The 12,212-nt window shown below is 36.0% G+C and carries 20 protein-coding genes; 19 read left to right on the top strand and 1 reads right to left on the bottom strand.

Translation table 11 applies throughout. The features are described 5' to 3' along the window. Positions 1-2 precede the first annotated feature (2 nt). The 3 genes from IC610_RS14085 to IC610_RS14075 are packed head-to-tail and all read left to right on the top strand — an operon-like array spanning position 3 to position 2,036. Entirely contained in the window at positions 3-488 is a 486-nt protein-coding gene (locus IC610_RS14085) for an acyl-CoA thioesterase (RefSeq protein ID WP_191737420.1), read from the top strand. Position 489: 1 nt separating this feature from the next. Next, positions 490-1,350, top strand: coding sequence for a dTDP-4-dehydrorhamnose reductase (gene rfbD / locus IC610_RS14080; RefSeq protein ID WP_191737419.1), 861 nt, complete (start codon positions 490-492; stop codon positions 1,348-1,350). An 11-nt stretch (positions 1,351-1,361) separates the two neighbouring features. Next, the gene (locus tag IC610_RS14075) at positions 1,362-2,036 is read left to right on the top strand and encodes a hypothetical protein (RefSeq protein WP_191737418.1); all 675 of its coding nucleotides are present in this window, start codon (positions 1,362-1,364) and stop codon (positions 2,034-2,036) included. 46 nt (positions 2,037-2,082) lie between these two features. Here the strand turns inward: IC610_RS14075 and IC610_RS14070 are convergent, their stop codons facing one another. Then, entirely contained in the window at positions 2,083-3,816 is a 1,734-nt protein-coding gene (locus IC610_RS14070) for a tetratricopeptide repeat protein (protein ID WP_191737417.1), read from the bottom strand. A 693-nt stretch (positions 3,817-4,509) separates the two neighbouring features. On the opposite strand from IC610_RS14070, the gene rplC reads away from it, so the two are divergent. The 16 genes from rplC (at position 4,510) to rplF (ending at position 12,199) form a co-directional block, all read left to right on the top strand. Then, positions 4,510-5,136 carry a 50S ribosomal protein L3 gene (rplC, locus tag IC610_RS14065; protein WP_056075952.1) on the top strand — a complete coding sequence of 209 codons (627 nt, stop codon included), beginning with the start codon at positions 4,510-4,512 and terminating at the stop codon, positions 5,134-5,136. Next, positions 5,127-5,756, top strand: a complete 630-nt coding sequence (rplD, locus tag IC610_RS14060) for a 50S ribosomal protein L4 (RefSeq protein ID WP_191737416.1) — start codon at positions 5,127-5,129, stop codon at positions 5,754-5,756. Before rplC ends, rplD begins: the two co-directional genes overlap by 10 nt. A 3-nt stretch (positions 5,757-5,759) precedes the next feature. Beyond that, positions 5,760-6,050 carry a 50S ribosomal protein L23 gene (rplW, locus tag IC610_RS14055; RefSeq protein WP_056026836.1) on the top strand — a complete coding sequence of 97 codons (291 nt, stop codon included), beginning with the start codon at positions 5,760-5,762 and terminating at the stop codon, positions 6,048-6,050. 22 nt (positions 6,051-6,072) lie between these two features. Next, complete coding sequence (gene rplB / locus IC610_RS14050; protein ID WP_056075959.1) at positions 6,073-6,894, top strand: 50S ribosomal protein L2; 822 nt, start codon at positions 6,073-6,075, stop codon at positions 6,892-6,894. Positions 6,895-6,896: 2 nt separating this feature from the next. Further along, a complete protein-coding gene (gene rpsS, locus IC610_RS14045) occupies positions 6,897-7,175 on the top strand; it encodes a 30S ribosomal protein S19 (protein ID WP_056075962.1) in 279 nt (92 codons plus the stop codon). 2 nt (positions 7,176-7,177) lie between these two features. Then, positions 7,178-7,576 carry a 50S ribosomal protein L22 gene (rplV, locus tag IC610_RS14040; RefSeq protein WP_056075966.1) on the top strand — a complete coding sequence of 133 codons (399 nt, stop codon included), beginning with the start codon at positions 7,178-7,180 and terminating at the stop codon, positions 7,574-7,576. A 7-nt stretch (positions 7,577-7,583) separates the two neighbouring features. Continuing rightward, positions 7,584-8,345, top strand: a complete 762-nt coding sequence (gene rpsC, locus IC610_RS14035; RefSeq protein ID WP_056075970.1) for a 30S ribosomal protein S3 — start codon at positions 7,584-7,586, stop codon at positions 8,343-8,345. A gap of 97 nt (positions 8,346-8,442) precedes the next feature. Continuing rightward, on the top strand, positions 8,443-8,868 hold the full coding sequence (rplP, locus tag IC610_RS14030; RefSeq protein ID WP_056075973.1) for a 50S ribosomal protein L16: 426 nt from the start codon (positions 8,443-8,445) through the stop codon (positions 8,866-8,868). 12 nt (positions 8,869-8,880) lie between these two features. Further along, positions 8,881-9,066 (top strand): 50S ribosomal protein L29, encoded by a 186-nt coding sequence (gene rpmC, locus IC610_RS14025; protein WP_056075976.1) that lies wholly within the window; start codon positions 8,881-8,883, stop codon positions 9,064-9,066. Between the two features lie 11 nt (positions 9,067-9,077). Further along, entirely contained in the window at positions 9,078-9,332 is a 255-nt protein-coding gene (gene rpsQ, locus IC610_RS14020; protein ID WP_034678021.1) for a 30S ribosomal protein S17, read from the top strand. A gap of 2 nt (positions 9,333-9,334) precedes the next feature. Further along, positions 9,335-9,703, top strand: coding sequence for a 50S ribosomal protein L14 (gene rplN / locus IC610_RS14015; RefSeq protein ID WP_002983226.1), 369 nt, complete (start codon positions 9,335-9,337; stop codon positions 9,701-9,703). 20 nt (positions 9,704-9,723) lie between these two features. Then, the gene (rplX, locus tag IC610_RS14010) at positions 9,724-10,050 is read left to right on the top strand and encodes a 50S ribosomal protein L24 (RefSeq protein WP_056075978.1); all 327 of its coding nucleotides are present in this window, start codon (positions 9,724-9,726) and stop codon (positions 10,048-10,050) included. A 13-nt stretch (positions 10,051-10,063) separates the two neighbouring features. Then, positions 10,064-10,615, top strand: coding sequence for a 50S ribosomal protein L5 (rplE, locus tag IC610_RS14005; RefSeq protein ID WP_056026816.1), 552 nt, complete (start codon positions 10,064-10,066; stop codon positions 10,613-10,615). 3 nt (positions 10,616-10,618) lie between these two features. Beyond that, the gene (rpsN, locus tag IC610_RS14000; RefSeq protein ID WP_047442254.1) at positions 10,619-10,888 is read left to right on the top strand and encodes a 30S ribosomal protein S14; all 270 of its coding nucleotides are present in this window, start codon (positions 10,619-10,621) and stop codon (positions 10,886-10,888) included. A gap of 349 nt (positions 10,889-11,237) precedes the next feature. Then, positions 11,238-11,636, top strand: a complete 399-nt coding sequence (gene rpsH, locus IC610_RS13995; RefSeq protein WP_056026813.1) for a 30S ribosomal protein S8 — start codon at positions 11,238-11,240, stop codon at positions 11,634-11,636. A 17-nt stretch (positions 11,637-11,653) separates the two neighbouring features. Beyond that, complete coding sequence (rplF, locus tag IC610_RS13990; RefSeq protein ID WP_191737415.1) at positions 11,654-12,199, top strand: 50S ribosomal protein L6; 546 nt, start codon at positions 11,654-11,656, stop codon at positions 12,197-12,199. Positions 12,200-12,212 lie beyond the last annotated feature (13 nt).

Raw genomic sequence — 12,212 nt, 5'->3', positions numbered from 1 at the left:
CCATGGAAAAAGAAGTCACAACAACGGTAAAAGTCAGATTCAGCGACTGTGATCCGATAGGTCATCTGAATAACGTGAAATATCTGGATTATATGTTTAATGCCAGAGAAGATCATGTAGAAACTTACTATGGCTTTACCTATGAAGAATACACCAAAAAAACAGGCTGTACATGGATTACGGTTCAGAACGAAATTGCTTATCTCAGAGAAGTCCGTTACAATCATCAGGTGGTGATCAGCAGTAAAACCATAGAAATCAATGAGCGTACGGCAAAAGTTGAGATTCTGATGAAAAGTCCTGATGAGAAAACTATTCACGCAGTGATGTGGGTCACGGTGATTTATTTTAATATGAAAACCAGAAGATCAGAAACACATCCTCCGGAAATCATCGAAACATTCGGTAAATTCTTTGTTGATCTTGAGCAGAAAGATTTCCAGGCGAGAGTAAAATTTTTAAGATCACAAAACGCAAAAAATTCTTAGTATGAAAAAAATCGCAGTCATTGGCGGAAACGGACAATTAGGAAGCTGTATCAGAAAACTCGCTTTCGATTTTGAAAGTAAGTATGAATTTATTTTTACAGACTCAAAAGCTTTAGATATTACAGATAAAGATCAGATCGACGATTTTTTCTATGATAATAAACCTGAATTCTGCATCAACGCTTCGGCATACACTGCAGTAGATTTAGCTGAACAGGAGGAAGAAAAAGCTTACGCTGTAAATGCGGTCGCGGTAGGGAATTTAGCAGAAGTTTGTAAAGAATACAAAACGACACTCATTCACGTTTCTACGGATTATGTTTTTGATGGCGAAACGAATTTGGATTATTCTGAAGAGGATTTTACAAGTCCAATAGGTGTTTATGGTGCATCTAAAAGAGAAGGTGAGGAGCTGGCTTTAGAGAACAATCCTAAAACAGTTATTCTTCGGACTTCTTGGTTATATTCAGAGTTCAGCAAGAATTTTGTAAAAACGATGCTCAACTTATTTTCGCAAAAAGATGAATTGGGAATTGTCGGTGATCAGTTTGGGCAACCTACCAACGCAAATGATTTGGCAGAAGCCATTTTAAAAATCATTGATACCGAACCAAAAACTTATGGAATTTTCCATTTTTCAAATTATCCCGAAACGACTTGGTTTGAGTTTGCAAAAAAAATCGCTGAGTTTTCAGGATCTTCAATAAAATTAAACCCATTGACAACTGAGCAATACCCAACGCCGGCAAAAAGGCCAAAAAGAAGTACGATGAATTTAGATAAGATTGAAAAAGTGTATCAAATCGAACCTAAGCATTGGGAAAACAGCCTGCAGGAAGCAGTTGCAATTCTTCAAAATTAATTTTTAAGTAAATGAATAAATTTCAAATCATACTTTTCGTACTGATTTCACAAATAGTTTTTTCACAAAATGTTCTTCTGAACAAAGTTGAAAAAATCAATGACAATAAAGACAAGTTTTTGATCCTGTTACCTGTAAAAACAGAGCAGGCAGAATATTTAGGTGAAGTGGAAGTTCGTGGGTTTTCTAATGATGACGCTGCCGTTTTTTCTGCCATCTACAAAAAAGCAAAGGAAATCGGAGCTAACAGTTATTCGCTACAACCTTTCGAAACCATCGACGGATCTCCTTCAAAATTTGATGCGGCACATTATAGATTAAATTTGTACTACATCAATAAAGATAATCTTCCGAAAAAGGATGGGTCAATCTACATCTTTGCGTCCTCGGAAAATGATCAAAAAATAAGTGTTAACCGAAAAGATTATATTTTAGAGCCGAGGTCATACCTTACAATTCCTGTAATAGCTTCTGAAGTCTACACGATCTCTACTAAAAAATTATTAGGTTCCACATTGAAATTTCAGGTGAAAGATCAAAGTTCTTCTTATTATTTTCAGGCATCATCCTCAAAAGTGAAAGCTGATGAATCGGGAGTGGGTGGTCTCAATTTAAAATCGGGAGATATTGTAGGTCTTGAAAGTTCCTATGGAGATTTTTTAAGATCCATTTATACTCAAAGATAAAATCAGACTCAAAGAATTTTCTTTGAGTTTTTTTTATGAATGAAGTTTAGATCTGCTCAAAAAGACTTTCGTGGTCATTTTCGTATTTCTTTCTCAGCCTGTGCTTGGCCTTTTTCACCGCATCAATCGTTACACCGAGAAGGCGTGAAATTTCGGTGTTATTCATATTTAATTTAGTAAGAATAATAATTCTGAGGTTCGAATCTGTAAGGTCGGGAAACTGATTGGTAAGCTCCTTATAATGCGTAGGATATTTTTGGATGAAAGCATTTCTGAAGTTTTTCCAGTTTTCATCTGTCATCAGATGGGATTCTAAAAGTTTCTGCAGGTCACCGGATCTTTCTTCCAATTCTGAAAAGGATGAGTTTTTCACTTTTTGCATTTCCTTCTCAAGTTCTTCAATCTGTTTATTTTTTTCCGAAAGATAAGTTTGATAAGATTGCAGTGTTTTATGTGTATTATTAAGTTTGCTTTCAGATTTTATTTTGTCAATCATCAGGGTAAGTACTTTTTTGTCGTACTCGCCTTTTTTACTCCGCATTTTATGGCGGTAAGACCGGATGATGAAAACCATCAGAATAAGAAGAATGCACGCGACGGTGATGGCGGATATTTTTAAGTAAGATTCTTTTTCAAGCTCAGCTTTGTCTTTGGCAAGTTTCAGCTGAAGCTGTTTTTTCTGAGATTCCCAGCCGACACGCAAAACAGTTTCTTTCGCATCAAAATCCATCAGAGAATCTTTCAGTTTTTCAAGTCTTCTCCTTGCAATCAGTTCCTGCTGATCGTCACCTTTCATTTTGGCGATTTTCAATATCGTTTCATTAATCTGATATTCGAAACTCCTGAAATGAGATTTTGACGTTGCATATTTCTTTGCTTCGTCAAGATACCTTTCCGCATTTTTGATATCGCCTTTTTCAAAATAGACATTACTCAATAAATTAAGGGCAAACATCGTATTTTGGTCGCTCTCGTGTTTTTTAGAAATTGAAATATCCTTTTGAAGTAGATCGATTGCTTTATCATAATTCTGCCTCTTCAATTCGAGGTCGGCAAGACTTCCCAGTGCCTTGGCGTAGCGCACGTGGTCTGCTGTTTTCTGTGCGGTGGAGAGTGCTTTTTTGAAATAGTATTCAGCTTCTGCGTAGTTTTTCTTTTCCAGGCTGCAAAATCCGAGATTATTGAGAATGCCGGCAACATCATTTGTCTCTGGTTTTGCATATTGAAGCGCTTTTTTCAGAAATTCTTCAGCTTTGTCGTGATCATTTGTAGTAGTAAGAAAATAGGCAATCTTTTTGTAAGTTTCGCTGATCTGAATAATTTGCTCATCATTATTTTCATCCAGTGCTGCAATACAGTACATAAATAAGGGAAAGCATTTCTCATATCTCCGGTAAGTATAAAAGTAAAATGCATAGTTGAGAGAAACCCAAATCGTAAGATCTGATCTTTTCTCGGCCTTGGAAATCTTCAATGCATTTTCAAAAAGGTTAGTGCTTGTATCATTAAGTTTGTCCTTTTCATGTGCAAATTTTAGTGCAGAAAAAACATTGCTTACTACAATTTCTGTATTTCTACTGGAAAAACGGTTATTGGAAATGGCTGAATTAAGATATATTTTAAACTCTTTGGTGTTTTTGTCTGTAAAAGCTGACTTGTCTTCTGCAATTTTTTCTATTGCTTTTTTGTCTGAAAGAGAATAGTCGAGGCGCACAGCTGAACTGCCCCTGGCAAAAATTGCTGAAAAAACGAAAAACAAAACAGTCATAAGTTTTACCATACCTTTATTTTATCAACTAAAGTCATTCTCTGATATTGAGTGATGTTTTTAATATAAACCAATTACTGACAGTTCAAGTATGTAATATTCTGTAAATCAGATTTATACTAAATGTCCACCCATTTGTCCACCCAATAGTTTTGCCCTGCCAGTAAAGTTAACATAATTTTGGGAACAGCTTAAAGGAGTAGAATATCTTTCTTTTAAAATTTAATTTTACGAAATTTAATTTAATAAAAGATGTTAATCCTGCTAAAATTAATGAACTAATAACCACGTTTATTTTTTACGCATGTAGATTCTACTAATACAAATGATGAAAATTGCAGCACTTATTCGTTCCCGGGTAAGTGTTTTTTTTGTTTAGAAGTAATCGAAAATCACAAATATAATTAGGACGGAATACTACTTTGTGTTTCGAATAAGTTGGAAGATTATTTTCTATTCTATGGCAGTTCTGAAGTGGATTAAACATAATTGATGTTCCTGCTTTTCTTTTAAGATTTGTCTAAAATTCGTAAATCATTAAAAATCAAAATATTTTACAATAAATATTTGTCAAATTAAATTTTATTCATACATTTGCACACTCATTTTAGGGGAGGAATATGCCCAATTCAAACTTGGAAATTATTTGAGAACTCTAAAAATGATTGCAAATACAAGAAAATTTTATAACATATTATATAAATAATGTCAGGTATTATTGGAAAAAAAATCGGGATGACTTCTCTGTTTGACGAAAACGGCAAAAATATGCCGTGTACCGTTATTCAGGCTGGTCCTTGCTCGGTTTTACAGGTCAGAACCATTGAAAAGGACGGATACAAATCTGTTCAGTTAGGTTTCGATGACAAGAGTGAAAAGAACGTTGGTAAAGCGTTAGCCGGCCATTTTAAAAAGGCTGGTTCTGCTCCTAAAGCTAAGTTGGTAGAATTCTACAGAGAATTCGTTGATACTGTAAGCGTAGGAGATGAAGTAAAGGTAGACTTATTCGCTGAAGGTGAATTTGTAGATGTTACAGGAACTTCAAAAGGTAAAGGTTTCCAGGGTGTTGTTAAAAGACATGGCTTTGGAGGTGTAATGCAGGCAACTCACGGTCAGCACAACAGACTTAGAGCTCCAGGTTCTATCGGTGCTGGATCAGATCCTTCTAGAGTATTCAAGGGGATGAGAATGGCTGGAAGAATGGGAGGTAAGCAGGTAACTGTACAAAACCTTCAGGTATTAAAAGTGGATCAAGAACAAAATCTTTTAGTAGTAAAAGGTGCTGTTCCGGGAGCTAAAAATTCTTATGTAATTATCAGAAAATGGAACTAGTAGTATTAAATACATCAGGAAAAGAAACCGGAAAAAAAGTAACTCTAGACGAAACAGTATTCGGAATTGAGCCAAATAAGCACGCGGTTTACTTAGAAGTAAAACAATATCTTGCTGCACAGCGTCAAGGTACTCATAAATCAAAAGAAAGAAGCGAAATTACCGCTTCTACTAAGAAACTTAAGAAGCAAAAAGGATCTGGTTCTGCCAGATACGGTGATATTAAATCTCCTACTTTCAGAGGTGGAGGTAGAGTATTCGGTCCTAAGCCAAGAGACTACAGATTCAAATTGAACAAAGCTCTTAAGAGATTAGCTAAAAAATCTGTTCTTTCTCAGAAAATGAGAGACAACAGCATCAGAATTGTTGAAGGATTGAGCATTGCTGCTCCTAAAACTAAAGATTTCGTTACAGTATTAAATGCTTTGGCATTGAACGACAAGAAGTCTTTATTCATTCTTCCTGATACAAACAAGAATGTGTATTTATCTTCAAGAAACTTACCTAAAACTAAGGTGATGAAATTCAACGAAATTTCTTCTTATGACCTTATCAATGCAGGTGAGATCGTTTTCTTAGAAGGTGCAGTAGAAAAATTCCAGGAAAATTTAAAGAAATAAATCATGTCACTAATTATTAAACCAGTTATCTCAGAAAAGGCTAATTACCTTACAGATTTAAGAGGTACTTATTCTTTCTTGGTAAATCCAAAGGCTAATAAGATCCAGATAAAAAAAGCTGTGGAAGCGGCTTACGGTGTAAAAGTAGCAGACATTAACACAATGATTTATGCTCCGAAGGTTTCTTCGAAATACACTAAGAAAGGTCTTCAAGTAGGAAAGACAAACAAATTGAAAAAAGCGGTAATCAAGCTTGTAGAAGGTGACGTTATCGATATTTTCGCTGTAAATTAATTATTAATTATAAATAATAGTAATGTCTGTTAGAAAATTAAAACCTATCACCCCAGGACAGAGATTCAGAGTTGTAAACAATTTTGAGGAAATTACTACCAACAAACCGGAGAAATCTCTTACAGTTGGTATTAGTAAGTCAGGTGGACGTAACCAAACTGGTAAAATGACCATGCGTTACACCGGAGGTGGACACAAAAAGAAATACAGAATTATCGACTTCAAAAGAAACAAGCATGATGTTGAAGCAACGGTAAAAACTGTAGAGTACGATCCAAACAGAACTGCTTTCATCGCTTTGGTGGAATATGCAGACGGAGAGAAGAGATACATCATCGCTCCAAACGGGATCAAAGTAGATCAGAAGATCATTTCAGGAGAAAGCGTAGAACCGAACATCGGTAACGCAATGAAACTGAAAAACATTCCTTTGGGAACTGTGATTTCTTGTATCGAGATGAAGCCTGGTCAAGGTGCAATCTTAGCAAGAAGTGCTGGTTCTTCAGCTCAATTAACTTCAAGAGACGGTAAATATGCAATCGTGAAATTGCCTTCAGGAGAATCAAGAATGATCCTTACTGAATGTTATGCAATGGTTGGATCTGTTTCAAACGGAGATCATCAGTTAACTGTATCAGGTAAGGCTGGTAGAAGCAGATGGTTAGGTAGAAGACCAAGAACAAGACCGGTTGTAATGAACCCTGTAGATCACCCAATGGGAGGTGGTGAAGGTCGTTCTTCAGGAGGTCACCCAAGATCTAGAAACGGTATGCCTGCTAAAGGTTACAAAACCAGAAAGAAAAACAAAGCGTCTAACCGTCATATCATATCTAAACGTAAATAATTATGGCAAGATCACTTAAAAAAGGACCATTCATTCATCATACTTTAGATAAGAAGGTTCAGACAAATATAGAAGCTAATAAGAAAACAGTTATCAAAACTTGGTCTAGAGCATCGATGATCTCTCCGGACTTCGTAGGGCAAACTATTGCTGTACACAACGGGAAAGCATTTATCCCTGTATATGTTACAGAAAACATGGTAGGTCACAAGTTAGGCGAATTTTCTCCAACAAGATCTTTCAGAGGTCATGGTGGTAACAAAAACAAAGGTAGCAGATAATCATGGGATCAAGAAAAAGAGAAAGTGCATTAGCACGTAAATTAACTAATCAGGATGTAGCGAAAGCGTTACACAACGATTGCCCTTCTTCTCCAAGAAAAATGAGATTAGTAGCTGATATCATCAGAGGAGTAGAGGTTGAAAAAGCTTTAAGCATTCTAAAATATTCTAAAAAGGACGCGTCAAACAAATTGGAGAAAGTTTTACTTTCTGCAATGGCAAACTGGCAGTCTAAAAACGAAGGTGCTGATATTGAAGAGGCAAACCTTATCGTTAAAGAAATTTTTGTAGACAGTGCAAGACAATTGAAGAGACTTAGACCTGCTCCACAAGGTAGAGGGTACAGAATCAGAAAGAGATCAAACCACATTACACTAATCTTAGGTACAAAAGAAAATTAATCAAGGTATGGGACAGAAGACAAATCCAATTGGTAACAGATTAGGTATCATCAGAGGATGGGATTCTAACTGGTTTGGCGGAAAGAATTATGGAGACAGAATCGCTGAAGACTACAAAATCAGAAGATACCTTGAAGCTAGATTATCTAAAGGTGGAATTTCAAGAATTTATATTGAAAGAACATTAAAGTTAGTTACAGTTACAATCACTACTGCCAGACCGGGATTAATCATCGGGAAAGGTGGACAGGAGGTTGACAAACTGAAAGAAGAGTTGAAAAAATTGACTAAAAAGGATATTCAGATCAACATCTTCGAAATCAAAAGACCTGAGCTTGATGCAGTATTAGTTGCAGACAGCATTGCAAAGCAGATCGAAAACAGAATCTCTTACAGAAGAGCAGTTAAGATGGCTATCGCAGGTACAATGAGAATGGGTGCAGAAGGTATCAAAGTTCAGATCTCTGGTAGATTGAACGGTGCTGAAATGGCAAGATCAGAATCTTTCAAAGACGGAAGAATTCCATTGTCTACTTTCAGAGCAGATATCGATTACCACATCGGTGAAGCATTGACTCAGTACGGAAAATTAGGTGTGAAAGTTTGGATCATGAAAGGTGAAGTTTACGGTAAAAGAGAACTTTCTCCTCTAGTGGGACAACAGAAAAAAGGAGGTCAGTCTGGAGACAGAAGAGAAAACCGTGGAAACGGTGGAGACAGAGACAACAGAAGACCAAGAAGAAACAACAACAATAACAATAATAATTAAAATTTTAGATTAGAAATTTTGCATTTTAAATTACCGTTACTTTTTTAAAATAAAAAACATCTAAAATCTAAAATCTAAAATCTAAAATTTAGAAATTATGTTACAACCAAAAAGAACCAAGTTCCGTAGAGTACATAAGATGAAAATGAAGGGGATTGCTCAGAGAGGTAATCAACTTGCTTATGGAACTTTCGGGATCAAAGCTACAGAAGGCGCTTGGATCACGGCAAGACAGATTGAAGCTGCGCGTATCGCTGCTACAAGATATATGAAGAGAGAAGGTCAACTATGGATCAAAATCTTCCCGGATAAACCAATTACCAAAAAACCAGCCGAAGTACGTATGGGTAAAGGTAAAGGTGCCGTGGAATATTGGGTAGCTGTAGTAAAACCAGGTAAAATCATGTTCGAAGTTGGAGGTGTACCTTACGATATCGCTAAGGAAGCTCTTAGACTTGCAGCTCAGAAATTACCTATCGTTACTAAATTTATCGTTGCTAACGATTTTGTTAAACCTCTTTAATCTTTGTATACAATGAAAAAAGCTGATATTAAAAATTTAAGCGCGGGTGATATTCAAAATCAATTAACTGAAGCAAAAGCTCAATATTCAAAACTGAAATTGGCTCACGCAATCAGCCCGATTGAAAACCCGATTCAAATCAAAGATTTGAGAAAGACAATCGCTAGACTAAACACGGAGTTAACTAACAAACAATAATCCTTTTTACAATGGATAGAAATTTAAGAAAAGAAAGAATCGGAGTGGTTTCCAGCAATAAAATGGAAAAAACTATTGTTGTTAGCGAAACTACAAGAGTAAAGCACCCGATGTACGGTAAATTCGTTTTGAAAACGAAAAAATATACTGCACACGACGAAAACAACGAATGCAACGAAGGAGATACAGTTCTTATTTCTGAAACAAGACCTTTGAGCAAGAGCAAGAGATGGAGATTAGTAAGAATCATTGAAAAAGCTAAGTAATAATGTTACAAACAGAATCAAGATTAAAAGTTGCTGATAATACAGGTGCAAAAGAAGTACTCGTTATCAGAGTTCTGGGAGGAACCAGAAGAAGATATGCTTCAGTTGGTGATAAAATCGTTGTTACAATCAAAGATTCTACACCATCAGGAAACGCTAAAAAAGGTCAGGTATCTAAAGCTGTAGTAGTAAGAACTAAAAAAGCAGTAAGAAGAAAAGATGGTTCATACATCAAATTCGACGACAACGCTTGTGTATTGCTAAACGCAGCAGGAGAAATGAGAGGTACACGTGTTTTCGGACCCGTTGCCCGTGAGTTGAGAGACAAAGAATATATGAAAATCATTTCATTAGCTCCTGAAGTACTTTAATATTTAAAATTTTAAAAAAAATGTCAAAGTTAAAAATAAAAAGAGGAGATAACGTAATCGTAACTACCGGAAAGAAAGATCTTAAAGGGAAAACAGGTGAAGTTATTGAAGTGATCAAAAAAGAAGGAAGAGACCCTAGAGTTATCGTTGCAGGTCTTAACATCGTTAAAAAACACGTTAAGCCTTCAGCTTCTAATCCTCAAGGAGGAATTACTGAAAAAGAAGCTTCAATTCATATCTCAAACGTAGCTTTAGTTGGTAAAGACGGTAAAGCTATCAAAATCGGTTACAAAATCGACGGAGATAAGAAAGTGAGAATCAACAAGCAAACGGGTGAAACTTTATAATTTTAAATAACACATGGAATATATAGCAAGACCCATAGTAGCTTACAAAGAGAAAATTGTTCCTGCAATGATGGAAGAATTTGGCTACAAATCAGTAATGCAGGTACCTAGATTAGAGAAAATTGTTATCTCTCAAGGTTTAGGTGATGCTACAGCAGATAAGAAAATCATCGATTATGCTGTGGAAGAACTTACAAACATCACAGGTCAGAAAGCTGTTGGTACTATCTCTAAGAAAGATGAGGCTGCTTTCAAATTAAGAAAAGGTATGCCTGTAGGTGCTAAGGTTACTCTTAGAGCTACAAGAATGTACGAATTCTTAGACAGACTTACTTCTTCTGCTTTACCACGTATCAGAGATTTCTCTGGTATCAAAGCTGAAGGTTTCGATGGTAGAGGAAACTATAACTTAGGTATTACTGAGCAAATCATTTTCCCTGAAATCGTAATCGACAAAGTGAAAAAAATCCAGGGGATGGACATCACTTTCGTTACTACAGCGAAAACAGATAAAGAAGCTAAAGCATTATTAACTCACTTCGGTTTACCGTTCAAAAAGAACTAAGAAATGGCTAAAGAATCAATGAAAGCGCGTGAGCGCAAAAGAGAAGCTACTGTAGCGAAATACGCTGAGAAAAGAAAAGCTCTTAAAGAAGCTGGTGATTACGAAGGACTTCAGAAATTGCCTAAAAATGCTTCTCCTGTAAGATTACACAACAGATGTAAACTGACAGGCAGACCAAGAGGATATATGAGAACGTTCGGTATTTCCAGAGTAACTTTCAGAGAAATGGCAAACAACGGTCTTATCCCAGGGGTTAAGAAAGCTAGTTGGTAAGCAATAAAAATTTTTACAGCTGACTTCTATATTTTATAAGTCAGCTGTATTTTAATAAATAGAGCACAGAATTAAGTCGCTTAGAGTCAGAGAAAAAAATAAATAGTATTAATTTTTTTTTTGTACTTTTGCACCCGCTCAGGGAAATTATTGTTTCTCTGGGAGACTAATCTTCGTTTTGGCTATGTTTATTAGAATAAAATGAAATTAAAAAAATCAAAGTGACAATTAAGTTGTTGAGATACTGAGGGTAAAGAGATTTGGCGAAGAAATTTCGGAGCCATACAGTCTTTAATCTTCAAGTCTTTTCAATACTGACTGTCATTAACCAATAATTTAAAACAAAGAAATGGTAACAGATCCAATTTCAGATTTCCTGACTAGAGTAAGGAACGCACAAAGCGCAGGCCACAAAGTGGTGGAAATTCCTGCATCGAAAATCAAAAAGGAGATTACTAAGATCTTATTTGATCAGGGTTATATCTTAAACTACAAGTTTGAGGAGAGCGCTGTTCAGGGAACGATCAAAATCGCTTTGAAGTACGACAAGCAAACCAGCAAACCGGCAATCAAGAGCATTCAAAGAGCTTCAAGACCAGGTTTGAGACAGTACAAAGGTTCAGGTGAACTTCCAAGAGTACTAAACGGTTTGGGTATTTCTATCATCTCTACTTCTAAAGGAGTAATGACTGATAAGAAAGCTAGAGAAGAAAAAGTAGGCGGTGAGGTAATCTGCTATGTTTATTAATTTTTAATCAAAGGAAAATGTCAAGAATTGGTAAAGCAATTATAACAGTTCCAGCAGGAGTTACAATCACTGAGAAAGAAGGTGTAGTAACTGTAAAAGGTCCAAAAGGAGAACTTTCTCAGGAGCTTACTGGTGGAGTTACTATTGAGCAAAACGACGGTCAGCTTACTGTAAGCAGACCATCTGACGCTAAACAACACAGAGCATTGCACGGTTTGTACCGCGCGTTGATCAACAACATGGTTTTGGGAACTACAGAAGGTTTCACAAAAAAATTAGAACTGGTAGGGGTAGGATACAGAGCTTCACACGCAGGTCAAAAACTTGAGTTAGCTTTAGGATTCTCTCACGGTATCGTTTTAGAAGTTCCAAAGGAAGTAATCATCGATACATTGACTGAAAAAGGTAAAAACCCAATTATTACTTTAACTTCTCACGACAACCAACTTTTAGGAATGGTTGCTGCAAAGATCAGATCTTTCAGAAAGCCTGAACCGTACAAAGGAAAAGGTGTAAGATTCGTAGGAGAAATTGTTAGACGTAAAGCTGGTAAATCTGCTTAATAAATTTTAAGAA

Origin of the sequence: Chryseobacterium caseinilyticum (assembly GCF_014837145.1) — a bacterium.
In the GTDB taxonomy this organism is placed as follows: Bacteria; Bacteroidota; Bacteroidia; order Flavobacteriales; family Weeksellaceae; genus Chryseobacterium; species Chryseobacterium caseinilyticum.
This window is presented reverse-complemented; position numbering and strand designations above follow the sequence as displayed.

Bases quoted from the DNA above. Each gene is read 5' to 3' on its own strand.
- rpsS (WP_056075962.1), top strand. From the start codon at position 6,897: ATGGCAAGATCACTTAAAAAAGGACCATTCATTCATCATACTTTAGAT.
- rplV (WP_056075966.1), top strand. From the start codon at position 7,178: ATGGGATCAAGAAAAAGAGAAAGTGCATTAGCACGTAAATTAACTAAT.
- rplC (WP_056075952.1), top strand. From the start codon at position 4,510: ATGTCAGGTATTATTGGAAAAAAAATCGGGATGACTTCTCTGTTTGAC.
- rplB (WP_056075959.1), top strand. From the start codon at position 6,073: ATGTCTGTTAGAAAATTAAAACCTATCACCCCAGGACAGAGATTCAGA.
- rplX (WP_056075978.1), top strand. From the start codon at position 9,724: ATGTCAAAGTTAAAAATAAAAAGAGGAGATAACGTAATCGTAACTACC.
- IC610_RS14070 (WP_191737417.1), bottom strand. From the start codon at position 3,816: ATGGTAAAACTTATGACTGTTTTGTTTTTCGTTTTTTCAGCAATTTTT.
- rpsC (WP_056075970.1), top strand. From the start codon at position 7,584: ATGGGACAGAAGACAAATCCAATTGGTAACAGATTAGGTATCATCAGA.
- rplP (WP_056075973.1), top strand. From the start codon at position 8,443: ATGTTACAACCAAAAAGAACCAAGTTCCGTAGAGTACATAAGATGAAA.
- rpsQ (WP_034678021.1), top strand. From the start codon at position 9,078: ATGGATAGAAATTTAAGAAAAGAAAGAATCGGAGTGGTTTCCAGCAAT.
- rplD (WP_191737416.1), top strand. From the start codon at position 5,127: ATGGAACTAGTAGTATTAAATACATCAGGAAAAGAAACCGGAAAAAAA.
- rplE (WP_056026816.1), top strand. From the start codon at position 10,064: ATGGAATATATAGCAAGACCCATAGTAGCTTACAAAGAGAAAATTGTT.
- rpsH (WP_056026813.1), top strand. From the start codon at position 11,238: ATGGTAACAGATCCAATTTCAGATTTCCTGACTAGAGTAAGGAACGCA.
- rpsN (WP_047442254.1), top strand. From the start codon at position 10,619: ATGGCTAAAGAATCAATGAAAGCGCGTGAGCGCAAAAGAGAAGCTACT.
- rpmC (WP_056075976.1), top strand. From the start codon at position 8,881: ATGAAAAAAGCTGATATTAAAAATTTAAGCGCGGGTGATATTCAAAAT.
- rplW (WP_056026836.1), top strand. From the start codon at position 5,760: ATGTCACTAATTATTAAACCAGTTATCTCAGAAAAGGCTAATTACCTT.
- rplN (WP_002983226.1), top strand. From the start codon at position 9,335: ATGTTACAAACAGAATCAAGATTAAAAGTTGCTGATAATACAGGTGCA.
- rfbD (WP_191737419.1), top strand. From the start codon at position 490: ATGAAAAAAATCGCAGTCATTGGCGGAAACGGACAATTAGGAAGCTGT.
- IC610_RS14085 (WP_191737420.1), top strand. From the start codon at position 3: ATGGAAAAAGAAGTCACAACAACGGTAAAAGTCAGATTCAGCGACTGT.
- IC610_RS14075 (WP_191737418.1), top strand. From the start codon at position 1,362: ATGAATAAATTTCAAATCATACTTTTCGTACTGATTTCACAAATAGTT.
- rplF (WP_191737415.1), top strand. From the start codon at position 11,654: ATGTCAAGAATTGGTAAAGCAATTATAACAGTTCCAGCAGGAGTTACA.